The 23,954-nt window shown below is 37.8% G+C and carries 33 protein-coding genes; 1 reads left to right on the forward strand and 32 read right to left on the reverse strand.

From position 1 onward, the window contains the following. Positions 1 to 15: 15 nt before the first annotated feature. From rpsK to rpsL, 30 genes are all read right to left on the reverse strand, one after another. Complete coding sequence (rpsK, locus tag F5ESL0225_RS06250) at positions 16 to 399, reverse strand: 30S ribosomal protein S11 (protein WP_090092287.1); 384 nt, start codon at positions 397 to 399, stop codon at positions 16 to 18. A 17-nt stretch (positions 400 to 416) separates the two neighbouring features. Continuing rightward, complete coding sequence (gene rpsM / locus F5ESL0225_RS06255) at positions 417 to 767, reverse strand: 30S ribosomal protein S13 (RefSeq protein ID WP_090092288.1); 351 nt, start codon at positions 765 to 767, stop codon at positions 417 to 419. 23 nt (positions 768 to 790) lie between these two features. Further along, positions 791 to 907, reverse strand: a complete 117-nt coding sequence (gene rpmJ, locus F5ESL0225_RS06260) for a 50S ribosomal protein L36 (protein ID WP_046307548.1) — start codon at positions 905 to 907, stop codon at positions 791 to 793. 14 nt (positions 908 to 921) lie between these two features. After that, positions 922 to 1,143 carry a translation initiation factor IF-1 gene (infA, locus tag F5ESL0225_RS06265; RefSeq protein WP_090092290.1) on the reverse strand — a complete coding sequence of 74 codons (222 nt, stop codon included), beginning with the start codon at positions 1,141 to 1,143 and terminating at the stop codon, positions 922 to 924. Between the two features lie 65 nt (positions 1,144 to 1,208). After that, a complete protein-coding gene (locus F5ESL0225_RS06270; protein ID WP_122048091.1) occupies positions 1,209 to 1,865 on the reverse strand; it encodes an adenylate kinase in 657 nt (218 codons plus the stop codon). Positions 1,866 to 1,875: 10 nt separating this feature from the next. Continuing rightward, positions 1,876 to 3,171, reverse strand: a complete 1,296-nt coding sequence (gene secY, locus F5ESL0225_RS06275; protein WP_122022135.1) for a preprotein translocase subunit SecY — start codon at positions 3,169 to 3,171, stop codon at positions 1,876 to 1,878. Further along, a complete protein-coding gene (gene rplO, locus F5ESL0225_RS06280) occupies positions 3,171 to 3,611 on the reverse strand; it encodes a 50S ribosomal protein L15 (protein WP_090092294.1) in 441 nt (146 codons plus the stop codon). Before rplO ends, secY begins: the two co-directional genes overlap by 1 nt. A 23-nt stretch (positions 3,612 to 3,634) precedes the next feature. Then, positions 3,635 to 3,820 (reverse strand): 50S ribosomal protein L30, encoded by a 186-nt coding sequence (gene rpmD, locus F5ESL0225_RS06285; RefSeq protein WP_090092296.1) that lies wholly within the window; start codon positions 3,818 to 3,820, stop codon positions 3,635 to 3,637. A gap of 12 nt (positions 3,821 to 3,832) precedes the next feature. Continuing rightward, positions 3,833 to 4,339 (reverse strand): 30S ribosomal protein S5, encoded by a 507-nt coding sequence (gene rpsE / locus F5ESL0225_RS06290; RefSeq protein ID WP_090092297.1) that lies wholly within the window; start codon positions 4,337 to 4,339, stop codon positions 3,833 to 3,835. 16 nt (positions 4,340 to 4,355) lie between these two features. Further along, complete coding sequence (gene rplR, locus F5ESL0225_RS06295; protein WP_090092299.1) at positions 4,356 to 4,715, reverse strand: 50S ribosomal protein L18; 360 nt, start codon at positions 4,713 to 4,715, stop codon at positions 4,356 to 4,358. Between the two features lie 23 nt (positions 4,716 to 4,738). Then, a complete protein-coding gene (gene rplF, locus F5ESL0225_RS06300; protein ID WP_090092300.1) occupies positions 4,739 to 5,269 on the reverse strand; it encodes a 50S ribosomal protein L6 in 531 nt (176 codons plus the stop codon). 24 nt (positions 5,270 to 5,293) lie between these two features. Beyond that, positions 5,294 to 5,692, reverse strand: a complete 399-nt coding sequence (gene rpsH / locus F5ESL0225_RS06305) for a 30S ribosomal protein S8 (protein ID WP_090092302.1) — start codon at positions 5,690 to 5,692, stop codon at positions 5,294 to 5,296. Positions 5,693 to 5,714: 22 nt separating this feature from the next. Continuing rightward, complete coding sequence (locus tag F5ESL0225_RS06310; RefSeq protein WP_046307561.1) at positions 5,715 to 5,900, reverse strand: type Z 30S ribosomal protein S14; 186 nt, start codon at positions 5,898 to 5,900, stop codon at positions 5,715 to 5,717. A 12-nt stretch (positions 5,901 to 5,912) separates the two neighbouring features. Continuing rightward, positions 5,913 to 6,455 carry a 50S ribosomal protein L5 gene (gene rplE / locus F5ESL0225_RS06315; RefSeq protein ID WP_090092303.1) on the reverse strand — a complete coding sequence of 181 codons (543 nt, stop codon included), beginning with the start codon at positions 6,453 to 6,455 and terminating at the stop codon, positions 5,913 to 5,915. Positions 6,456 to 6,469: 14 nt separating this feature from the next. Then, on the reverse strand, positions 6,470 to 6,718 hold the full coding sequence (rplX, locus tag F5ESL0225_RS06320; protein WP_090092305.1) for a 50S ribosomal protein L24: 249 nt from the start codon (positions 6,716 to 6,718) through the stop codon (positions 6,470 to 6,472). Positions 6,719 to 6,735: 17 nt separating this feature from the next. Beyond that, complete coding sequence (gene rplN / locus F5ESL0225_RS06325; protein ID WP_090092306.1) at positions 6,736 to 7,104, reverse strand: 50S ribosomal protein L14; 369 nt, start codon at positions 7,102 to 7,104, stop codon at positions 6,736 to 6,738. Between the two features lie 31 nt (positions 7,105 to 7,135). Beyond that, entirely contained in the window at positions 7,136 to 7,402 is a 267-nt protein-coding gene (gene rpsQ, locus F5ESL0225_RS06330) for a 30S ribosomal protein S17 (RefSeq protein ID WP_090092308.1), read from the reverse strand. 18 nt (positions 7,403 to 7,420) lie between these two features. Next, on the reverse strand, positions 7,421 to 7,618 hold the full coding sequence (gene rpmC / locus F5ESL0225_RS06335; RefSeq protein WP_090092309.1) for a 50S ribosomal protein L29: 198 nt from the start codon (positions 7,616 to 7,618) through the stop codon (positions 7,421 to 7,423). After that, positions 7,608 to 8,048: a 50S ribosomal protein L16 gene (gene rplP, locus F5ESL0225_RS06340; protein ID WP_090092311.1), complete on the reverse strand. Its 441-nt coding sequence runs from the start codon at positions 8,046 to 8,048 to the stop codon at positions 7,608 to 7,610. Before rplP ends, rpmC begins: the two co-directional genes overlap by 11 nt. After that, positions 8,048 to 8,719: a 30S ribosomal protein S3 gene (gene rpsC, locus F5ESL0225_RS06345; RefSeq protein WP_090092312.1), complete on the reverse strand. Its 672-nt coding sequence runs from the start codon at positions 8,717 to 8,719 to the stop codon at positions 8,048 to 8,050. Before rpsC ends, rplP begins: the two co-directional genes overlap by 1 nt. A gap of 13 nt (positions 8,720 to 8,732) precedes the next feature. After that, positions 8,733 to 9,086, reverse strand: coding sequence for a 50S ribosomal protein L22 (gene rplV, locus F5ESL0225_RS06350; protein ID WP_090092314.1), 354 nt, complete (start codon positions 9,084 to 9,086; stop codon positions 8,733 to 8,735). Between the two features lie 19 nt (positions 9,087 to 9,105). Then, on the reverse strand, positions 9,106 to 9,384 hold the full coding sequence (gene rpsS, locus F5ESL0225_RS06355; protein ID WP_090092316.1) for a 30S ribosomal protein S19: 279 nt from the start codon (positions 9,382 to 9,384) through the stop codon (positions 9,106 to 9,108). Between the two features lie 18 nt (positions 9,385 to 9,402). Beyond that, on the reverse strand, positions 9,403 to 10,239 hold the full coding sequence (gene rplB / locus F5ESL0225_RS06360; protein ID WP_090092317.1) for a 50S ribosomal protein L2: 837 nt from the start codon (positions 10,237 to 10,239) through the stop codon (positions 9,403 to 9,405). Positions 10,240 to 10,254: 15 nt separating this feature from the next. Continuing rightward, the gene (gene rplW, locus F5ESL0225_RS06365) at positions 10,255 to 10,560 is read right to left on the reverse strand and encodes a 50S ribosomal protein L23 (RefSeq protein ID WP_090092319.1); all 306 of its coding nucleotides are present in this window, start codon (positions 10,558 to 10,560) and stop codon (positions 10,255 to 10,257) included. Beyond that, a complete protein-coding gene (gene rplD, locus F5ESL0225_RS06370; protein ID WP_122022137.1) occupies positions 10,557 to 11,189 on the reverse strand; it encodes a 50S ribosomal protein L4 in 633 nt (210 codons plus the stop codon). Before rplD ends, rplW begins: the two co-directional genes overlap by 4 nt. Positions 11,190 to 11,203: 14 nt before the next feature. Next, on the reverse strand, positions 11,204 to 11,833 hold the full coding sequence (gene rplC / locus F5ESL0225_RS06375; protein ID WP_122022138.1) for a 50S ribosomal protein L3: 630 nt from the start codon (positions 11,831 to 11,833) through the stop codon (positions 11,204 to 11,206). A 25-nt stretch (positions 11,834 to 11,858) separates the two neighbouring features. Continuing rightward, on the reverse strand, positions 11,859 to 12,167 hold the full coding sequence (gene rpsJ, locus F5ESL0225_RS06380; protein ID WP_046327486.1) for a 30S ribosomal protein S10: 309 nt from the start codon (positions 12,165 to 12,167) through the stop codon (positions 11,859 to 11,861). A 436-nt stretch (positions 12,168 to 12,603) separates the two neighbouring features. Next, complete coding sequence (fusA, locus tag F5ESL0225_RS06385; RefSeq protein WP_122048092.1) at positions 12,604 to 14,697, reverse strand: elongation factor G; 2,094 nt, start codon at positions 14,695 to 14,697, stop codon at positions 12,604 to 12,606. Positions 14,698 to 14,718: 21 nt separating this feature from the next. Beyond that, on the reverse strand, positions 14,719 to 15,189 hold the full coding sequence (gene rpsG, locus F5ESL0225_RS06390; protein WP_090092325.1) for a 30S ribosomal protein S7: 471 nt from the start codon (positions 15,187 to 15,189) through the stop codon (positions 14,719 to 14,721). Positions 15,190 to 15,203: 14 nt separating this feature from the next. Beyond that, complete coding sequence (rpsL, locus tag F5ESL0225_RS06395) at positions 15,204 to 15,611, reverse strand: 30S ribosomal protein S12 (RefSeq protein WP_090092326.1); 408 nt, start codon at positions 15,609 to 15,611, stop codon at positions 15,204 to 15,206. Between the two features lie 180 nt (positions 15,612 to 15,791). On the opposite strand from rpsL, the gene F5ESL0225_RS06400 reads away from it, so the two are divergent. Then, on the forward strand, positions 15,792 to 16,478 hold the full coding sequence (locus F5ESL0225_RS06400; protein ID WP_122022140.1) for an A24 family peptidase: 687 nt from the start codon (positions 15,792 to 15,794) through the stop codon (positions 16,476 to 16,478). Between the two features lie 48 nt (positions 16,479 to 16,526). Here the strand turns inward: F5ESL0225_RS06400 and rpoC are convergent, their stop codons facing one another. Beyond that, positions 16,527 to 20,189 carry a DNA-directed RNA polymerase subunit beta' gene (gene rpoC, locus F5ESL0225_RS06405; RefSeq protein WP_122048093.1) on the reverse strand — a complete coding sequence of 1,221 codons (3,663 nt, stop codon included), beginning with the start codon at positions 20,187 to 20,189 and terminating at the stop codon, positions 16,527 to 16,529. A gap of 15 nt (positions 20,190 to 20,204) precedes the next feature. Then, positions 20,205 to 23,846 (reverse strand): DNA-directed RNA polymerase subunit beta, encoded by a 3,642-nt coding sequence (locus tag F5ESL0225_RS06410; protein WP_122048094.1) that lies wholly within the window; start codon positions 23,844 to 23,846, stop codon positions 20,205 to 20,207. Positions 23,847 to 23,954 lie beyond the last annotated feature (108 nt).

Consider the following 23,954-nt stretch of genomic DNA (forward strand, 5'->3'; position numbering starts at 1 on the left):
TTATTAAGAAAAAAATTAGACACGACGACGTTTTGGTGGTCTAGAACCATTGTGAGGAACTGGGGTGACATCACGAATTGCAGTAATTTCCAACCCAGCAGCTTGCAGTGATCTAATAGCAGATTCACGACCAGCACCAGGACCCTTAACTGAAACTTCTACATGCTTCATACCTTGATCCATGGCACTCTTAGCAGCTGCCTCGCCAGCCATTTGTGCTGCAAATGGTGTAGACTTACGACTACCTTTAAAGCCCAAAGCTCCGGCTGATGACCAAGCAATTGCATTACCTTGAACGTCGGTAATCATGACTAAAGTATTATTAAACGTAGAATGAATGTGAGCAACGCCTTTTTCAACGTGCTTCTTCACACGACGCTTACGTGCTGTTTTAGGCATCAATAAACCTCCTTATTTTATTTATTCTTCTTACTACCCTTACGAGTACGTGCGTTATTCTTGGTATTTTGACCACGAACTGGGAGTCCACGGCGGTGACGCATACCACGGTAAGAACCAATATCAATTAACCGTTTGATATTCATGCTGACTTCTCTACGTAAGTCACCTTCAACACGGTATTTATCAACTTCTGCGCGAAGCTTTTCTTGATCATCTGGAGTCAAATCTTTTGAACGTATGTCTTCAGAAACACCAGCATCCGCACAAATTTTCTGAGCTGTTGGTTCACCAATACCATAAATATATGTTAATGCAACAACTATTCTTTTATCTCTTGGTAAGTCAACACCAGCAATACGTGCCATAAATTGCACCTCCTATTTTATTTTTAACCTTGACGCTGCTTGTGTTTTGGATTTGCAGGGCAAATAACCATTACACGACCATGTCTTTTAATAATCTTACAATGTTCACACATTGGTTTAACAGATGGTCTAACCTTCATGTTTCCCTCCGTTATTATTTTATAAACCGATAAGTAATTCTACCTTTTGTTAAATCGTAAGGAGAAAGTTCTACAGTCACGCGATCTCCTGGTAAGATACGAATATAATGCATTCTAATCTTACCGGAAACGTGTGCTAAAATTTCAGCCCCATTTTCCAATTCAACTTTAAACATAGCATTAGGTAAAGTATCAACTACTTTACCCTTTACTTCAATGACATCATCTTTTGCCAAAGCTGTTCCTCCGCATTTAAACAGTCATTCTTTGAAATTATAACACGGATAAATAAATATACAAATTATTCCTTTTTACTTAATACCGCATCAACTTGTTCAAAGACTTTTTCTGGAGTTTGTTCACCATTAACAATAGTCAGCAAACCATTCTTTTGATAATAGTCTTTCAAAGGTGTATTCATTTTTTCATTAACTTGTAAACGATTCTTTACTACTTCAGGCTTATCATCTTCACGTTGATAAAATTCATGGCTACCACAACGATCACAAATACCTTCAACTTTAGGCATCTTAGTAATCTTATTATAAGTTGCGCCACACTTTTTGCACATAAAGCGTGCTGATAGCCGACTAACCAAGGTTTCTTCTTTAACTTCTAATGAAATAACTTTAGTCAAAGGCTTGTTAAGTCGCTTAGTTATGCCTTCTAAAGCTTCTGCCTGAACAATTGTTCTTGGGAAACCATCTAAAATATACCCTTCTTTGATGTCAGGCTGATTTAAACGTTCCTCTACTAGCCTAGCAGTAACTTCATCGGGTACTAGATCACCTTTATCAATATAACTTTTAGCTTCAAGACCAACTTTGGTCTCATTAGCCATTGCTTCTCTAAACATATCCCCAGTTGAAATATGAGTTAGATGATATTTATCGACAATTTGTTCTGATACTGTACCCTTGCCAGTACCCGGTAATCCTAAAAGAAATAAGTTAATCATTTATTTGTTCCTATCTAATGAATCCAACGTACTCTCTCTTCATTAACAATCCGTTAATTTGGCGAGATAATTCCAAAACAACCCCAATTACAATTAAAAGACTAGTACCTCCTAGACCTATTGAACTTGGTAAGTCCCAAAAGTTAGTAGCAAGCTGTGGTAGTAAGGCAACTAAGCCTAAGAAAACAGAACCAACTGTTGACAACTTTATTAAAAGCTTAGAAACATAATCCTGTGTATCTTTACCTGGCCAAACGCTTGGAATATAAGCTCCTTGTTTTTGTAAATTCTTTGATAGTTTTTCAGGATTAACCTGAACAAAAGCATAAAAGAATGTAAACAATACTATTAAGAGTGTATAAATTATTACGCCAGTCGTAGTTTGCATACTAAAAATATTAGTCATTATTTTGTACCATTGCTGGTCACCTTGAGATCTTTGAAAGGCCATTAAAATTGTTGCTGGAGTGATGATGAATGAACTAGCAAAAATTACAGGGATAACACCTGAAACATTAACTTTTAATGGCAAGAAACTTTCAGAGCCACTTACAGTCGCACGTTTAGTGTATTGTATTGGAATACGACGATCTGCTTGTTCAACCCACGTAACTATTTGTGTTACGACAAGTACTGCAATGATAATCGCAATGAAGAACACAACACCTTGCCAACGATCAGTTGCACTATTATTGATAATTTCATCTTTATATAACTGCCAAAGACCACGTGGAAGTCGAGCTATAATACCAGCAAAAATTATAACTGAAACACCATTTCCCAGACCTTTATCAGTAATTTCATCACCAAGCCAAGTTAACAGCATTGTTCCTGCTGTCATGATTATTGCAATTTCAGCATAGGTTTGTGGCGTTTGTGACTTAACAAGCCCCATTTGTGTCAAAGCGTTAAAGCCAAGAGTAATTCCAACACTTTGAACGAATGCCACAAATAATGAAAGCCATCTAGTGACTTGATTAGTCTTACGCCGTCCAACTTCACCTTGCTTTCCCCATTCAACTAAAGTTGGAATAATATCCATTTGTAATAATTGAATAACAATTTGTGCTGTAATATACGGGGAAACTCCTAGAGAAAAAATAGAGTAAGTATCTAATCCACCACCAGAAACAGTATCTAGCATTGGAACTAGGCCAGTTTGTGCAACCTGAGTGATCGCTTTTGCATTAACACCTGGAACAGTAATGTTAGCTCCAATGCGATATAGCAAAAGAATAAAGAGTGTAAAATAAATTTTATTTCTTATTTCTTTATCCTTAAAGGCGTTCTTCAAAGTCGAAAACATTAGATCACCTCAACAGATCCGCCGGCAGCTTCAACTGCCTTTTTCGCAGCTGCGGAAACTTTATTAACCTTTACATTTAACTTGACTTTTAACTCACCTTTAGCAAGTAACTTGACACCTGATAATTCTTTCTTTACCAAGCCAACTTCTTTAAGACTAGCAACAGTTACTTCACTATTATCTTTAAATTTGTTTAAGTCGTCTAAATTAATAATTGCGTATTCTTTACGGTTAACATTCTTAAAACCACGTTTAGGCATGGTTCTGAATAGTGGCATTTGCCCACCTTCAAAACCTAAACGTGTATGACCACCTTGACGGGATAATTGTCCCTTTTGTCCACGGCCAGAAGTTTTTCCGTAACCACTTGAAGTACCACGTCCAACACGTTTTCTAGTATTGCGTGAACCTTCAGCAGCATGTAATTCATGAAGCTTCATTAATTCGGCACCTCCTTATTTAATTATTTAGTTGTCTCTTCAACAGAGATCAAATGAGCAATTTTCATTAACGCACCACGTGTAGTAGCGTTATCTGGTAAAGTTACTGTACTATTGATTCTACCCAAGCCAAGAGCTTTAACGATTTTTCTTTGGTCAGGTAGACGGTGCGCAGCACTTCTAATTAAAGTAACTTTTAATTCAGTCATTTATAAGTCTCCCTAATCTAAATCTGCGTGACGAAGCTTTTCAACATCTTCACTAGTTCTAAGTTTCTTTAATCCATCAATTGCTGCACGCACAACATTAATTGGAGTATTTGAACCTAATGACTTAGAAGTAACGTCTGCAATACCAGCCATATCCATAACGATACGAACAGCACCACCAGCAGCAACTCCAGATCCGGCTGGAGCAGGCTTAAATAAAATGCTTCCTGAGCCATAGTGACCAATTACTTCATGGGGAATAGTTGTTCCAACTGTTGGAACAGTAATCATATTCTTCTTACCAGCTTCAACGGCCTTACGGATTGCTTCTGGGACTTCTTGAGCCTTACCAGTACCAAAGCCGACACGACCTTTTTTGTCGCCAACGATTACCAAGGCGGCAAATCTCATTCGTTGTCCACCTTTGACAACCTTGGTAACACGATTAATTGCTACTAACTGATCTTCGATGTCGTCTTTATTTCTGCGATTATTACGAGAATCGTTGCGGTTTGCCATGTATTATTCTCCTTCCTTAGAAATCTAATCCATTTTCACGAGCGGCATCTGCCAAAGCAGAAATACGGCCGTGGTATAAGTAACCACTTCTATCAAATACAATATTTGAAATATTTTTACTTTTAGCTGCTTCAGCAATTGCTTTACCAACAGCTTGAGCCTGTTCTACTTTAGTTGAATCCTTAGCAATGGAAGCATCTAAAGTTGAGGCACTTGCTAGCGTGACACCCGCTACGTCATCAATTAATTGAGCGTAGATGTTTTTGTTTGAACGGAAAACACTTAAGCGTGGGCGCTCAGCAGTACCAGAAATCTTGCTACGAATACGTTTATGACGCTTTAAGCGCAATTTATTCTTATCTGGTTTAGAAATCACAATTTCACCTCAAAATTTATCTATTATTTACCTGTTTTACCTTCTTTGCGACGTACATATTCATCAACATAACGAATACCTTTACCCTTATAAGGCTCTGGTGGACGTACATCACGAATTTCAGCCGCAAATTGTCCAACATTTTGCTTTGAAATTCCTTCTACTTCAATTTCAGTTGCTGAAGTAGCTTTTACAGAAACACCTTCTGGCGCAGTCATTTCAACTGGGTGTGAATAACCAACGTTTAAAGTTAATTTATCACCTTGAGTAGTTGCTCGATAACCAACACCGATTAACTTCAAAGTCTTCTTGTAACCATTAACTACACCTTCAACCATTGAAGCTAAGTTAGCTCTTTCAGTACCATGAAGTGCCTTATCGCTTTCACTTGAACGTGAAAAAGTGATTTTGCCATCTTCTTGGTTAAAGGTAATTTTTGGATCAAAATATCTAGTTAATTCACCCTTAGGACCTTTGACAGTGATATTGTCACCTTCTTTGGTAACAGTGACACTATCTGGGACTTCAATTATTTTTAAACCTATCCGGCTCATTGATTGTTCTCCTTTCTGTCAGAATTACCAAACGTAAGCGATAACTTCGCCACCAACATCTTTTTGTCTTGCTTCTTTATCGGTAATTACACCAGCAGAAGTTGAAACGATGGCGATACCTAATCCGTTAAGAACCTTAGGTAAATTTTCAGCACTAACATAGTTTCTAAGACCTGGCTTAGAAATACGCTTTAAGCCTGAAATGACACGTTCTCCGTCTGGACCATATTTCAAGAAAATCTTGATAATACCTTGCTTATTGTCATCAGTAACTTCGTAATCACGGATGAAGCCTTCGCGTTTCAAAATTTCTGAAATAGATTTTTTTATGTTTGATGCAGGAATTTCAACAGAACTATGCTTTGCCATATTAGCATTCCTAATTCTTGTCAAGTAATCTGCGATCGGATCTGTCATGACCATTTATGCTATCCTCCTAACCGTATTACCAACTAGCCTTTTTAAGACCTGGGATCTGACCCTTGTGAGCTAAATCCTTCAAGCAAATACGGCATAAGCCAAATTTACGATACACAGAGTGTGGGCGACCACATCTCTCGCAACGAGTATATTCACGTGAAGAAAACTTAGCAGGACGATGATTTCTAATTTTTTGTGACGTTTTAGCCATTAGTGTCCTCCATTATTTTGCAAACGGCATACCAAATTGACTTAAAAGCTCACGCGCTTCTTCATCAGTGTTGGCAGTAGTTACGATAACAACATCCAAACCCCTAGTCCGATTAACCTTATCAAAGTCAATTTCTGGGAAAATCAATTGTTCCTTAATACCTAAAGTATAGTTGCCTCGACCATCAAATGAACGACTTGAAACACCACGGAAGTCACGAACACGAGGAAGTGAAACACTAATCAACTTGTATAAGAAGTCATACATTCTATCTCCTCTAAGTGTTACCTTAGCACCAATAGACATACCTTCACGCAAGCGGAAGTTCGCAATTGATTTCTTAGCTTTGGTAACTAATGGTTTTTGACCAGAAATCAAAGTTAACTCATCAACAGCCTCATCCAAAGTTTTAGCATTGGAAACAGCATCACCAACACCCATGTTTAAAACGATTTTTTCAATCTTAGGTACTTGCATAACTGAACTGTAATCAAACTTTTCTTGCAATGCAGGAACAATCTTTTCTTTATATTCTTTAGCTAAATAATTTGCCATTTGTGTCCTCCCTTCTACTTTTTAGTTTCTTTTTTGCTTTCAGATTTAGCAATAACCTTAACATTAGATGCATGAATTGAACCTTCTGATTCAACTACACCACCATTTGCATTGGTTTGCGAAGGTTTTTGGTGTTTTTTTATTGTATTAACGCCCTTAACAACCACACGGTTCTTTTTAACGTTAACTGAAAGAACAATACCTTCTTTACCCTTATCTTTTCCGGCAATAACTTTTACTTTGTCACCAGTTTTAACAAACATCAGTGCACCTCACTTAATTATAAGACTTCTGGAGCAAGAGAGACGATCTTCATAAAGTCGTGCTCACGTAACTCACGTGCAACAGGCCCAAAGATACGAGTACCACGTGGGCTCTTATCTGCATTAATTACAACGCCGGCATTTTCATCAAACTTGATGTATGAACCATCTTCACGACGTGCGCCTGATTTTGTTCTAACAATAACAGCTTTAACAACGTCGCCTTTTTTGACAACGCCACCTGGTGTTGCTTGTTTAACTGTTGCTACCACGATATCGCCAATGTTACCAGTCTTACGCTTTGAACCACCTAAGACTCTAATAACTAAAAGTTCTCTGGCACCTGAGTTATCAGCAACCTTCAAACGGGATTCATTTTGAATCACTATATAATCCTCCCCTCACTAAATCCGCAAGTTAAACAGATTTCTTAACAATTTCAACTAAACGAAAGCGTTTTGTACGAGATAATGGACGAGTTTCCATGATACGAACAGTATCGCCAACTTTAGCTTCATTATTTTCATCTTGTGCGTAATATTTCTTTGAATATCTTGTACGCTTTTTGTATACAGGGTGATTCTTGTAAGTATCAACTACTACAGTAATAGTTTTATCATTCTTATCAGAAATTACTCGACCTTGATATACGTGACGACGATTTCTTTCGATTGATTCGCTCAAGTTAATAACTCCCTTCCACTAATCGTTTTTTAATGCTTCTTCGCTAAGAATTGTTTTAATTCTAGCGATATTTTTGCGGACTTTACTTAGGCGAGCGGTATTTTCTAATTGACCCGTTGCTTGTTGAAAACGCAAATTAAAAAGTTCTTCTTTATATTGCTTTTCCTTATCTAACATCTGATCATTGGTTAGTGCTCTGATATCCTTAGCCTTCATTAGAATTGCCACCTACTTCCGAACTTTTAGTCACAAATTTACACTTAATTGGTAATTTAGTTGCTGCAAGTCTTAAAGCTTCACGAGCGGTTGCTTCACTAACACCACCAATTTCAAACATTATTTTTTCTCTCTTAACAACAGCTACCCAACCGGCTGGTGCACCTTTACCAGAACCCATACGTACACCAACACCTTTAGCAGTGTATGACTTTTGAGGGAAAATTCTAATCCAAACTTTACCACCACGCTTCATGTAACGAGTCATCGCAACACGAGCAGCTTCGATTTGTTGATTAGTAATCCAATGTGATTCAAGGGCTTCCAAACCATACTCACCAAAAGCAATGGTTTTTCCACCTTTAGCAGCACCGCGCATTTTTCCACGGAATTCACGACGGTGTTTTACTCGCTTTGGTACTAGAGGCATTATTTGTTTCCTCCTTTCACAGCTTTTCGAGGTGTCTTACTCTTTGAAGGTAAGATTTCACCACGGTTAATCCATACTTGAACACCAATTTCACCATAAGTGGTAAATGCGTTTACCCAAGCATAGTCAATGTCAGCTCTCAATGTCTGTAATGGAACACGACCTTCAGTATGCCACTCTCTTCTTGCCATGTCAGCACCATTTAAACGACCAGAAGTTTGAACTCTGATTCCTTTGGCTCCTGCACGCATAGATCTTTGAGTAGCTTGGCGCATTGCACGTCTAAATGCAATACGTGCTTCTAATTGACTAGCGATACTTTCAGCTACTAATTTAGCATCTAAATCTGGCTTCTTAATCTCAACAATATTTACTTGAACTTGCTTCTTAGTTAAAGCATTTAACTCTTTTCTTAAAGCTTCAACTTCAGAACCACCTTTACCGATTACCATTCCTGGCTTAGCAGTATTAATCGATACATTGATTCTATTTGCTGCACGTTCAATTTCAATAGTAGAAACAGAGGCATCTTTTAATTTCTTAGAAATGAATTGTCTGATGCGCAGGTCTTCATTTAAGGTTTCCTTGTATCCTCTGTCAGCATACCATTTAGATTCCCAATCACGAATTACGCCGAGACGAAAACCATTTGGGTTAATCTTTTGACCCATTAATATACCTCCCTTAATCGTTCTTTTCTGAAACTACTACAACTACATGACTAGTTCTCTTGTTAATAGGAGAAGCCATACCTTTGGCACGTGGTCTAAATCTCTTTAAAGTTGCTCCTTCATTGACGTATGCTTCTGATACATATAAATTTGCACTTTCGAGATCGTAATTGTGTTCTGCGTTTGCAATTGCTGAACGTAAAACTTTTTCAACGATTGGGGAAGCAGCTCTAGGCGTAAATTGCAAGATTGCCAATGCTTCAGCAACATCTTTACCGCGAATCAAATCAACGACTAAACGTGCTTTTCTTGCAGTAATCCGAACAGTTCTTGCTTCAGCCCTAGCTGAACTAATTTGTTCTGCCATTTAAGTGTTTCTCCTTTCTTTATCTTGTAGCCTTGTCGTCAGATGCTTTGTGTCCATGGAAAGTTCTCGTTGGAACAAATTCACCTAATTTGTGGCCAACCATGTCTTCAGTAATATAAACTGGAACATGTTTTCTACCATCGTAAACAGCTATAGTCAACCCAACAAAGGAAGGGAAAATAGTTGAACGACGTGACCAAGTCTTAATAACCTGTTTTTTTTCTGAATCAGCTTGTGCATCAACTTTCTTTAACAATGATGCATCTGCAAAAGGCCCTTTTTTAATACTACGGCTCATTAATTAACCCTCCTTCTATTACTTGCTACCTTTACGGTGACGAATAATTAACTTCTCGCTGGCTCTCTTACTATTTCTAGTCTTAATACCACGAGCTTTCTTACCCCAAGGAGTCATAGGTTGTGGACGTCCGACTGGAGCCTTACCTTCACCACCACCATGTGGGTGATCGTTAGGGTTCATTACAGAACCACGGGATTGTGGACGTCTGCCTAGCCAACGGCTACGACCAGCTTTACCTATTTGAATTAATGAATGTTGCTCATTGCCAACAACACCAATAGTTGCACGACAAGCTGACAAAATCTTACGAACTTCGCCACTTTGTAATCTAACTAACGTATACTTGCCGTCACTACCCAAAACTTGAGCACTAGTACCCGCACTTCTTACTAATTGACCACCTCTACCAGGTCTCAACTCAATGTTATGAATTGAAGTACCAGTAGGGATATCTTTTAATGGTAATGCGTTACCTGGCTTAATGTCTGCATTAGAACCTGATTCAACTATATCACCAACTTTTAATCCTTTAGGTGCTAAAATGTAAGTTTTAATACCATCAGTATAGTGAAGAAGTGCGATATTAGCAGTTCTATTTGGATCATATTCAATAGTTTTAACAACGGCTTTTGTGTTGTCCTTGTTACGTTTGAAATCAATGATACGATACTTTTGTTTATGTCCACCGCCACGGTGTCTACTAGTAATATGACCATATGAGTTACGACCCGCAGTATGTGATTGTGACTCAAGCAAAGTACGCTCTGGCTTGCTTGTAGTAATCTCAGCGAAGTCGGAAGAAGTCATATTACGGCGACCATTTGTGGTTGGCTTATAAATCTTAATAGCCAATTGACTGACCTCCTATTACTTATTCTCTTCTGTATTTTCGTCTTTAAAAATTTTGATGTCGTTTGAATCGTTAGTTAAAGTAACAATTGCTTTACGTGTGCGAGCAGTTTTACCAGTATAGCGCCCAACTCGCTTATCCTTACCACGAACATTCATAATGTTAACTTTTTTAACTTTAACATCAAAAATTTCTTCAACAGCGTTACGAACTTGAGTCTTGGTTGCAGTTAAAAGCACATTGAAAGTGTACTTCTTATCATCCATTAAATTCGTAGACTTTTCAGTAATGACAGGTCTTAAAATGATATCGTGTGCACTCATTCTTTTGCAGCCCCCTCAACATTCTTTTCAATCTTCTCAATAGCATCCTTAGTCAAGATTAATTTGTCATAATTGACAACATCTTCAACATTAACACCATTAATAGTGATTACCTTAACGTTTGGCAAATTCTTAGCTGAAAGTTGCACGTTTCTATCTTCTGAAACAACCAACACTTTGCCTGCAACATTTAAGCTGTCCAGTATTGCTTTGAATTCTTTTGTCTTAGGTGCTGACATAGTCAACTGATCTAAAACAATCAAATTATTATCAATTAATTTTTGAGAAAGAACTGACTTAATAGCCAAACGACGTTGCTTTCTTGGCATTGAATATGCATAAGAACGTGGAGTAGGTCCAAAGACTACACCACCACCACGCCATTGAGGTGATCTAATAGAACCTTGACGAGCACGCCCGGTACCCTTTTGCTTCCATGGCTTCTTACCACCACCACGAACAGCAGATCTATTCTTCACTTTTGAAGTGCCTTGACGCTTGCCAGCTCTTTGTCTGATGATTGCATCAAAAACTACGCTCTCATTTGGTTCAATACCAAAAACTTCATCTTTTAAAGAAACTTCACCAGCATCTTTACCTTTTTGATCGATAACTTTTAAATTAGCCATTCTAGTCCTCCTTCCTAATCGTTATTTTTAACAGCAGATTTGACAGTAATTAATGAATTTTTAGCACCAGGCACGTTGCCTTTAATTAATAAAACATTCTTATCTGCCACAACTTTTTCAATTACTAGGTTTTCAATGGTAACTTTTTTCACACCCATGTGACCTGGCAAGCGCTTGCCTTTAGGTACACGGTTAATGATGGAACCCATTGAACCAGGAATTCGATGGTATCTTGAACCATGAGTTTCAGGTCCACGTGATTGACCCCAACGTTTAATGTTACCTTGGTATCCATGACCTCTTGTAATTCCGGTAACGTCAACAACGTCGCCTTCCTTAAATGTGTCCACAGTAACTTCTGAGCCGACTTCGTAGTCCTTAAGCTCTACTCCGCGGATTTCACGAATGAAGCGCTTAGGCGACGTCTTTGCTTTTGCAGCATGACCTTTTTCTGGTTTGTTGCTCAAAACTTCACGTTTATCTTGATAGCCCAATTGAACTGCTTCGTAACCGTCTGATTCAACAGTCTTAACTTGCATAACAACATTAGGTGTTGCTTCAACAACAGTTACAGGAACAAGGATACCATCTTTAGTGAATATTTGAGTCATACCGACTTTTCTTCCTAAGATTCCTTTGGTCATGTTTACACCTCTTTCTTTTTAAAATTTATAGTTTGATTTCGATGTCAACACCGCTTGGTAAATCAAGCTTCATTAAAGAATCAACAGTTTTAGGTGTTGGATTTAAAATATCAATTAAACGTTTATGTGTCCGCATTTCAAACTGTTCACGAGAATCCTTGTTCTTATGTGGTGAACGTAAAACTGTGAATAAAACCCTTTCTGTTGGCAAAGGAACTGGACCTGAAATTTCAGCGCCAGTCCTCTTTGCAGTAGCTACGATTTTAGCAGCTGATTCATCGAGAATACCATGTTCGTATGACTTTAGTCGAATACGAATTGATTGACTTGCCATTAAATTACCTCCTTAACGTCCTCTTTAAAAGATGACTAGCTTCCGCAAAAATTCCCAGCACACTTCTGTGGCAATGCATCCTGGTGTGCCGCAACCTTTTGCATCAACGCTCTACAACAAAGATGTGCTTTAGAGCAGAATAAGCCCTAAATGCACAAAGACTATTGTACCTACTTTACGCTTAAATATCAAGGGTTAGGGTTATTTTTATTTAAATTAAAGCATTAATTTAGACGAAATTTGTTTGATAAAAAATAGCTATTATATATAAAAATCCATTAATAAAAGTAAAAATTAATTTTTAAACTGATTGAATTTTATTGGGCTCAAAGTAAAAGCATCAAACTACTCATGTAGTTTGATGCTTTTAAGCCTAATTAAAATAAAGAATTATTAAATTTATCAACAACTCGATCTTTACATTAGGACAAAATTACTATTCAGCGTTACCGCCACGATTTTTAATAATTTCTTCCTGGATTGACTTAGGAGTAGCTGCATAGTGATCAAAGACCATTGTGAAAGTACCACGACCTTGAGTTGATGACCGCAAAGTAGTTGCGTAGCCAAACATTTCAGCAAGTGGAACCATTGAATTCAATACTTTAGCACCCGAGCGGTCTACCATATTGTCCATTGTACCACGACGAGCAGTAATCGAACCCATTACATCTCCTAAGTATTCTTCGGGTGTAATCACTTGAACTTTCATAATTGGCTCAAGAATTACCGCACCAGCCTTAGGAGCTGCATTCTTCAAAGCAATTGAAGCGGCAACTTTGAAGGCTGCTTCTGAAGAGTCAACTTCATGGTAACTACCATCATAAAGTTTAGCCTTGACATCAATTAATGGATATCCTGCTAAAATACCATTCTTCATTGATTCTTGTAACCCGGCATCAACTGAAGGGATAAATTCACGAGGAACAACACCACCGACAATGGCATCTTCAAACTCATATCCTTTACCTCTTTCATTTGGTGTGAATTCAATCCAAACGTCACCATATTGACCTTTACCACCAGATTGACGAACAAATTTACCCTGTGCTTGTGCTTCCTTAGTAAAGGTTTCGCGATAAGCAACTTGTGGTTCACCAATTTTGGCTTCAACGTGAAATTCACGTTTCATTCGTTCTACCATAATTTGAAGGTGCAATTCACCCATCCCAGAAATTAAAGTTTGTCCAGTTTCTGCATTAGTTTCTGCTCTAAAGGTTGGATCCTCTTCAGTTAACTTCTGCAAAGCAACGTCAAGCTTATCACGGTCTGCTTTTGATTCTGGTTCGATTGAAACTTGAATAACTGGATCTGGAACTTCTAGGCTTTCCAAAATCAATGGGTGATCTGGATCAGTCAAAGAGTCACCAGTAGTGGTATTCTTTAAGCCAATTGCTCCCGCAATATCTCCAGAGAAGACTTCAGAAATTTCACTTCTTGAATTAGCATGCATTTGTAATAAACGACCAACACGCTCACGACCGTTCTTAGAAGCATTTAAAACATAAGATCCAGATTCAAGTGAACCAGTATAGACACGAATATAAGTTAAACGACCAACGAATGGATCAGTTGCAATCTTGAAAGCTAATGCTGAAAACGGCTTGTCGTCACCAGCAATTAATTCAACTTCTTCACCAGATTTAGGATCATGAGCAACATAAGGTTTTACATCTAGTGGTGATGGCAAGTAATCAACAACACCATCAAGCATCATTTGTACACCCTTGTTCTTAAATGCTGAACCGGCAAATACTGGGAAAGCTTTCAAATCTAGCGTTGCCTTACGAATAGCATCTTTTAATTCTTCAATGGAAATTTCTTCACCATTAAGGTATTTATCCATGATGTCGTCATCAACATCAGCTACTTGTTCAATTAATTCAGCACGACGCTTTTCTGCTTCTTCTTTGTATTCATCTGGAACTGGAATTGTTTCCCATTTAGCCCCAAGCTTGTCTTCATCATAAACATCAGCTACCATGTCGATTAAATCAATGACGCCTTCAAATGTTTCAGCAGAACCAATCGGCATCTGCACAGCTAAAGCATTGGCGTTTAAACGTTCATGTAAAGATTTTACAGACTTATCAAAGTCCGCACCAATCTTGTCCATCTTGTTAATGAAAACAATTCGAGGAACACCGTAAGTTTCAGCTTGGCGCCAAACATTTTCAGTTTGTGGCTCAACACCAGCTTGAGCATCAAGAACAGTTACCGCACCATCAAGAACCCGAAGGGAACGCTCAACTTCAATTGTAAAGTCAACGTGTCCTGGGGTATCAATAATGTTAATTCTGTAGTCATTCCATTGAGCAGTTGTGGCCGCGGACGTAATGGTAATACCACGTTCTTTTTCTTCTTCCATCCAGTCCATTTGGGAATCACCTTCATGTGTTTCACCAATTTTATGGATTTTACCAGTGTAGTAAAGTATACGCTCGGTAGTGGTGGTTTTACCCGCATCAATGTGGGCCATAATACCAATATTACGTGTTTTTTCTAATGGAAATTCACGTTTATTAGCCATAAATTCTCTCTCCTTAAAAAATTAGAAACGATAATGAGCAAAGGCACGGTTAGCTTCTGCCATGCGATGAACATCTTCACGCTTCTTAACTGCTGAACCAGTGTTATTTGAAGCATCAATAATTTCATTAGCTAAACGCTCATCCATTGTGTGCTCATTACGCAAACGGGCATATGAAACCAACCATCTTAAGCCTAAAGTTGTTCTTCTTTCTGGACGAACTTCAACTGGAATTTGATAATTTGATCCACCAATACGACGAGCTCTAACTTCCAAAACTGGCATAATGTTATTCATTGCTTCTTCAAAAACATCAAGTGGCTCTTTGTCAGTCTTTTCTTTAACAATATTAAAAGCGTCATAAAGGATTGCAGATGCCTTAGCTCTTTTACCATCAATCATCAAGTGATTAATTAACTTGGTAACAAGCTTTGAGTTGTATACTGGATCTGCTAAGATATCTCTTTTAGCTACATGTCCTTTTCTAGGCATTATTTAACTCCTCCTTAATCTTTCTTGGCACCATACTTAGAGCGACCTTGTTTTCTGCCATCAACACCAGCAGTATCAAGAGCACCACGAATAATATGGTAACGCACACCAGGAAGGTCCTTTACACGACCACCACGAATTAAAACAACCGAGTGCTCTTGTAAGTTGTGACCTTCACCAGGAATATAAGCAGTTACTTCAATTAAGTTAGAAAGACGTACACGAGCATACTTTCGTAAAGCTGAGTTTGGTTTCTTTGGCGTCATAGTACCCACACGAGTAGCAACTCCACGCATTTGTGGTGCTGGGTTAGATACTAATTCTTTTTTCATACTGTTATAGCCGTAGCTTAAAGCTGGGGACTTTGACTTAGTCGTCTTAGTCCGACGACCTTTTCTTACCAATTGATTAATGGTTGGCATTAACTTTTTCCTCCTATAAATCGTTTATTTTGTTCACACATCCAGGAGTTTCTTTTTTATCCTGAACATTACTTCAAAATGCACACAGATTATTTTACACGCTTCTAATTAAAAATCAATCCATTCTATTAAGAAATTTCACTTATTTTTACGTATTATTAATTGAGGTGAATTTATAAAATGATTTATTTATTAACCAATTTTATAATTGGAAGTTGCTTAGCTTCTCATGCAGCTGTAATTTGTGAGCATTATAACCAAAGTGACTTTATCTTCACTAGATCACACTGCACCATTTGCCACAGTGAATTAAGCTTACTAGATGAACTTCCTATTATTTCTTACATTTTTTTACGTGGCAGATGTCGTTATTGTCATGGACAAATTTCTGCCCATCTTTTTTTAATCGAAGTTATTGGTGGTTTTGCCTATATTCAGATTGACTTTAGTAAAGTTGAAGGACAGCTAACAGCTATTTTAATTTTTAGCTTATTGCTTGTTGCGATTTATGATGCGACACATTCTGAGTTTCACCTCGTCATGCTTTTACCAGCCCTTTTTTCTATAAGCTATCATATTAACAATTTATTTAAAGCTGAATTATTAGATTATATCGAGGCATTCCCAATTTTAATTTTACTTGTTATCTATATTTTTCAGAAAAAACTTGGTAGCGGCGATTTAATTATCTATTTAATTTTAATACTATATTTTAATGCGCATTTTGCTAATCAAGTTTTTTTATTCGGTTCTATTTTTTTACTTTCACAATTCATCCTTGAAAAGAAAAATTTTTCAAAAAAACAAGCTATACCTTTTATTCCCTATCTTTTTTTAGGTTTAGTTATACAGTTGATTCTTAACTAAAAAGAGCTTAATTTCTTATAATAAGAAATTAAGCTCTTTTAAAATTTATTATTGTGGATCCTTTAGCTTGTCAGCTTCCTTCATTTGTTTTTCAATATCAGCAATTGAATAAACAGACTTTGGCTTAGCTACATCTGCTTCAGGTTCCATATTACGATAAACTGGGAGACCAGTACCAGCAGGTATAATTTTACCAATAATAACGTTCTCTTTCAAACCAAGAAGTGGGTCATTTTTACCCCTGATTGAAGCATCGGTAAGAACACGAGTGGTTTCTTGGAATGATGCAGCTGACAAGAAACTATTAGTTTCTAATGCTGCCTTAGTAATTCCCAAAATCACACTTTGAGCGGTTGCAGGGATGCCACCAGAAATAATTACTGACGTGTTACGTTCCTTAAATTGGCCAATATCCATAATTTCACCTGGTAACAAGTTAGTTTCACCAGGATCAAGAACTCTAACTTTTTGAAGCATTTGTCTAGTTAAAACTTCAACGTGCTTATCAGAAATATCAACCCCCTGCATTCTATAAGCTTTTTGAACTTCAACTAAAATATATTCTTCAGTTGTTAAAGTATCTGTAACTTGGATTAATTCTTTCGGATCAATTGAACCAAGGGTCAGCTTAGCTCCTCGTTTCACTTCATCACCTTCAGCAACTGCAACAGATGCTGTGTATGGTACGCTGTAACTTCTGGTATCAATTTTACCTTTAACTGTGATTTCACGAGTGTGTTCTGCTGGATTTTCTTGAATTGAATCAATTATTCCATCAACTTCAGAAATAACAGCCCGACCTTTAGGATTACGCGCTTCAAACAATTCTTGCACACGAGGAAGACCCTGTGTAATATCTTCGGCACCAGCAACACCACCATTGTGGAAAGTACGTAGAGTTAGCTGAGTACCCGGTTCACCAATTGATTGCGCCGCAACAGTACCAACCGCTTCACCAACTTCAACCGCTTCACCAGTTGCCAAATTCATACCATAGCATCTGCGGCAAACACCATGTGATGTATCACAAGTTAAAATTGAACGAATTTTAACATTAGTAACTCCTGCAGCACAAATTTGGTGCGCCAGATTTTCATCCATCATTACATTTGGCCCTACAATTGCTTCACCAGTTTGTGGATCTTTAACCGTTTCGGCAGTGAATCGACCAAGTAAACGATCATAGAGTGGTTCTATTAATTCATCGCCTTCCATAATAGCATGAACATCAATTCCACGATCAGTACCACAATCTTCTTCACGAATAATCACATCTTGCGCAACATCTACTAAACGTCTAGTCAAATAACCTGACTGAGCCGTCTTCAACGCTGTATCGGTCATTCCTTTACGTGCACCGTGAGTTGACATGAACAGTTCTAGTACAGATAGCCCTTCTTTAAAGTTTGAAGTAACTGGAATTTCAAATAGTCCACCGTTAGGTGTGGCCATTAACCCCCGCATTCCAGCAAGCTGTGTAAAGTTAGAAATATTACCACGAGCACCTGAGTCAGCCATAATTGTAATTGGGTTACGTGGATCATATATTTGGGCAATTTCATTTTGAACTTGATCTTTACATTCATTCCAGATACTAATCACACGATCATGTCGTTCTTGTTCCGTAATTAGCCCACGTCTAAATTGCTTAGAAACAACATCAACTTGCTTGTGCGCTTTGGCTACCTTTTCATCTTTATCATCAATTTCCGGAACATCAGTCATTCCAATAGTAATACCAGAAGTGGTTGAACTTGTATAACCAAGAGTCTTTAAGTCATCAAGATACTCTGAAGTTCTTTGAACCCGATAATACTTGTAAATTGTTGCAATCGAATCTGATAAAAATGACTTCTTAAATGGTGTAGAAATTAATTCATCAGCAATATCATCGATTTTTTGATTGATGTCTTCGCCTGAATGTAAGAAATACTTTTCTGCTAAAGGATTATTTAAATTCTCTTTAGTTGGTTCATTGATATAGAAGTAATCCTTTGGAAAAATTTGGTTAAAAATTACCCGACCATATGTCGTAATAAAAATACCGTGTTCACAGCCCTTCGGCCATGCTTTTTCCGGCATTGAATCAGCAGCCATACCAATAATTGTATGGTAATGAATATCACCATTATTGTAAGCAATAGTTGCTTCATCTGGGGAATTGAAAATCATTCCCTCGCCTTCACGACCTTTTTCAGCTTGTGTTAACCAATAGTTACCTAAAACTATATCCTGCGAAGGTGTAACAATCGGTTTACCATCTTTAGGTGCCAAGATATGATGCGCTGCTAGCATTAATAATCTTGATTCCGCAACTGCTTCATCAGATAGTGGAACATGAATAGCCATCTGGTCACCATCAAAGTCAGCATTATAAGCTTCACAAGTTAATGGATGTAAGCGAATAGATTTACCTGGCACTAATACAGGTTCAAATGCCTGAATACTTAAACGGTGCAAGGTAGGAGCACGGTTCAGTAGAACTGTTCTTTCCTTGATTACATCTTCAAGTACATCCCAAACCTCATCATCTTCACGATCAATTTTGCGTTTTGCACTCTTAATATTGGATGCAATCTTGCGTTTAACTAGTTCGTGCATCACAAATGGCTTAAATAATTCAAGTGCCATTGGCCGTGGAACACCACACTGATAAAATTTCAATTTTGGTGAAACATCGATAACTGAACGACCAGAATAATCAACACGTTTACCAAGTAAGTTTTGACGAAAACGTCCTTGTTTACCTTTCAGCATGTGTGATAAAGACTTCAATGGTCGATTGCCTGGACCGACAACTGAGCGACCACGACGACCATTATCAATCAAAGCATCAACAGCTTCTTGCAACATCCGCTTTTCATTTTGTACGATAATGTTAGGAGCATTAAGGTCAAGTAATCTCTTTAACCGGTTATTCCGATTAATTACTCGACGATAAAGATCGTTTAAGTCAGAAGTAGCAAAGCGACCACCTTCTAGTTGAACCATTGGACGCAAGTCCGGTGGAATAACTGGTACGGCATCAATAACCATCCATTCTGGTTTATTACCAGAATCTTTAAAAGCATCTAAAATATCTAGTCTTCTAATTGCACGAACACGTTTTTGACCAGTAGCAGTCGCCAATTCTTTCTTTAAATCAGTAACTTCTTTGGCCAAATCAACTTTACGTAGCAGATCACGAATTGCTTCTGCCCCCATCTTAGCTTCAAATCGACTACCATATTTAGCTTTTTGTTCTCGATATTCAACTTCTGTTAGCAATTGTTTGAATTCAAGGTCGGTATCACCCGGATCAATTACAATATAAGCAGCAAAATAAATTACTTCTTCTAATAACCTTGGTGACATATCAAGAATTAATCCCATTCTTGATGGTATTCCCTTAAAGTACCAAATATGAGTAACTGGAGCAGCCAATTCAATATGACCCATCCGTTCTCTTCTTACTTTAGATGAAGTAACCTCAACCCCACAGCGATCACAAACGATACCACGATATCTTACGCCTTTGTACTTACCACATGCACAAGCCCAATCTTTAGTTGGCCCGAAAATTCTTTCATCAAATAAACCATCTTTTTCGGGTTTTAAAGTACGATAATTAATCGTTTCGGGTTTTTTAACTTCGCCGTATGACCAACTCCGAATTTTATTCGGGGATGCAAGACCAATCTGCATACTTTCAAATTTATTAACGTCAATCAAAAGTTTGACCTCCTACTATTTAGAAATCTTGTGATCATCATCGGACTCATCAACCAGAGTTTCACTCTTAGTTGGTATTTCAGTTGTTTCTGCTCCAGACTTCACCGCTTCCTCAGCTAGTTTTTTCTTTTGCTGTTCTTCTGCCATCTTGGATAAAGTATCAATATTTAAATGCTCACTTGAATCATCATCCATGTCGCGCAATTCAATTTCATTATGATCCATATCAAGCACACGGATGTCCAATCCTAATGATTGCAGCTCTTTGACAAGAACACGGAAAGATTCAGGAACACCTGGCTTAGGAATTCTTTCACCCTTAACTATCGCTTCATAGGCTTTAACACGCCCCACAACGTCATCTGACTTATAAGTCAAAATTTCTTGAAGTGTGTATGCCGCACCATAGGCTTCAAGTGCCCAAACTTCCATTTCACCAAAACGCTGTCCACCAAACTGTGCTTTACCACCAAGTGGCTGTTGAGTAACTAAAGAGTATGGTCCAATTGAACGAGCGTGAATTTTATCATCAACCATGTGCGTTAATTTCAAGTAGTGCATAATACCCACAGATACACGGTTGTGGAATGGCTCACCTGTGCGCCCATCATAAAGAACAGTCTTACCATCTTTATCAATACCAGCTTCATGCACAGTATCCCAAACATCGTCTTCACTTGCACCATCAAATACAGGCGTAGCAACATGTATACCTAACTTATTAGCTGCCCAACCTAAGTGTAGCTCTAATAGCTGACCGATATTCATACGTGAAGGAACACCCATTGGATTCAAACATATATCTACTGGTGTACCGTCTGGCAAGTATGGCATATCTTCCTCTGGAACAACAGCGGCAACCGTACCTTTATTACCATGACGACCAGACATTTTGTCCCCAACTTGGATTTTTCTCTTCTGCGCAATATAAACGCGAACTAAAGTATTTACGCCTGGCGAAAGCTCATCACCATTTTCTCGTGTATAAACTTTAACATCACGCACAATTCCGCCGCCACCATGTGGCACACGCAAAGAAGTATCGCGAACTTCACGTGCCTTTTCTCCAAAGATTGCATGAAGTAATCTTTCTTCAGCGGATAATTCAGTCACACCCTTAGGCGTTACCTTACCTACCAAGATATCACCATCATGAACTTCAGCGCCAATCCGAACAATACCTTGTTTATCAAGATCTTTAAGGGCATCTTCACCAACATTAGGCAATTCTCGCGTAATTTCCTCAGGTCCTAGTTTAGTATCCCGAGCTTCAGATTCATAATCTTCTATACTAATTGAAGTATAGACATCTTCTTTAACTAAACGTTCTGAAAGCATAATTGCGTCTTCATAGTTATACATATTCCAAGTCATGAAAGCAATCACTGGGTTTTGACCTAAAGCTAGCTCACCATGATCCATAGTTGGACCATTTACAATTACTTCCCCTTCTTCAACCTTGTCACCTAAATTAACATTCGGTGTTTGATTATAGGACTTAGAATTATTCGAACGACGATATTTTTCAAGCGTATATTTATCTAAAGTATTATCATTACGTCTTATTTTAATTGTGTTAGCATCAACATATTCAACTGTTCCAGCTGCTTTGGCTACAATAGCAGCACCAGAATCATGCGCAGCACGATATTCCATACCAGTTCCAACTAAAGAACTATGCGGATTAATCAGTGGTGCAGCTTGGCGCTGCTGGTTAGCACCCATCAAAGCCCGGTTAGAGTCATCATTTTCTAAAAATGGAATACATGCTGATGCCACAGAAACGACTTGCTTTGGAATAACATCCATATAATCAATTTTATCTGGACTAACTTCAACATTATCTTCCTTATGACGAGCCAAAATCAGATTGTCTTTAAACGAACCGTCTGGATTTAAGTGAGTATTAGCACCAGCTATAATGTAATTATCTTCAACATCAGCAGTTAAATAATCAATTTTATCCGTAACTTTATGGGTCTTCCAAGAAACACGCCGGTAAGGTGTTTCAATGAACCCATATTTGTTAATAACAGCATAACTTGCTAAGGAGTTAATCAATCCAATATTAGGACCTTCTGGGGTTTCAATTGGACATAAACGACCATATTGCGTATAGTGCACATCACGAACTTCATATCCAGCACGATCACGAGTCAGTCCACCAGGTCCTAAAGCAGACATGCGCCGCTTATGAGTTAATTCACCCAATGGATTGTGCTGATCCATAAATTGTGATAATTGCGATGAACCAAAAAATTCTTTCAAACTAGCTACAATTGGCCGTATATTGATTAACTGTTGTGGTGTTACGGTTGACGGATCTTGAATTGACATTCTTTCACGCACAACACGTTCCATTCGGGCTAAACCTATTCTAAATTGATTTTGTAATAACTCACCAACCCGGCGAATTCGCCGGTTGCCCAAGTGATCAATATCATCAATATTACCGATTTCATCTTGTAACAAAAAGAAATAATTAATTGATGCCAATACATCTGCAGGAGTTAAATATTTAACATCTTTGTCAATATGACCATTAGAAATGATTTTAACTATTCGTTCAGGATTAACTTTTGAGTATACTTTTACTTCTTGAACAGTAATCGGATCTGGTAAAACACCTTCTTTTGAAGGTTGATAAGTAACCATCTTGAAATCATCACGATCAAGATAATTTTCTAAAGTATCCATTACTTCGTGGGTAACTATGGTACCTTTTTTAGCAACAATTTCGCCCGTATCAGGATCAGCTAAAGTTTCAGCTAAAGTTTGCCCATATAACCGACTCTTCAAAGATAATTTTTTATTAACCTTATAGCGACCAACGGCTGCTAAATCGTATCGGCGTGGATCAAAAAAGCGCGCATATAGCAAGGAGCGTGAAGAATCAGTTGTTTTAGGTTCACCAGGACGTAAGCGTTCATAAACATCTTTCAAGGCTTCTGCAACCCGCGAATCAGCTGGATTCTTGTGTACATCTTTTTCTAAAGTAAACTGTAAAGTATCACTTTGACCAAAAAGATCAATGATTTCATCATCTGAACCAATACCTAAAGCCCTAATAATTACCGTCAATGGCAATTTACGTGTCCGATCAACACGAACATATGATACATTCTTGGCATCAGTTTCATACTCAAGCCAGGCACCACGATTAGGAATAACTGTCGTGCCAAAAATCTGACGCCCATTTTTATCATAATCACCAGAATAATAAACACTAGGTGATCTAACTAATTGGGCAACAATAACCCGCTCAGCTCCATTAATAATAAAAGAGCCAGATTCTGTCATTAATGGCAGATCGCCAAAAAATACATCTTGAGTCTTAATTTCACCAGTTTTTTGATTAGTTAACTTTAAGGTAACATGCATTGGTGCAGCGTAAGTCGCATCATGATCTCGTGCTTCATCAACAGTATACTTTGGATTCTGGAGTTTATAACCCAAATATTCCAAAGAAAGCTTGCCTGAAAAGTCACTAATTGGCATAATGTCGTCAAAAACTTCTTTAATACCTTCATCCAAAAACCATTTATATGATTCAGTTTGGACATCAGTCAAGTTAGGTAATTTTAGCACTTCTTTAATGCGTGAAAAACTACGTCTTGTTCGATGTTTACCAAAATTCACTACGTGTCCATTTAACAAGGAGAAAACATCCTTTCTGTCAGAGAAAGCTAGTATTACATTTTGATTACAATTTCAAAAAGCTAGAATTTTAAGCATAAAAAAGACAAAAACGACTACTGTCATTTT

Source organism: Lactobacillus sp. ESL0225 (genome assembly GCF_003692905.1).
GTDB lineage: Bacteria > Bacillota > Bacilli > Lactobacillales > Lactobacillaceae > Lactobacillus > Lactobacillus bombicola.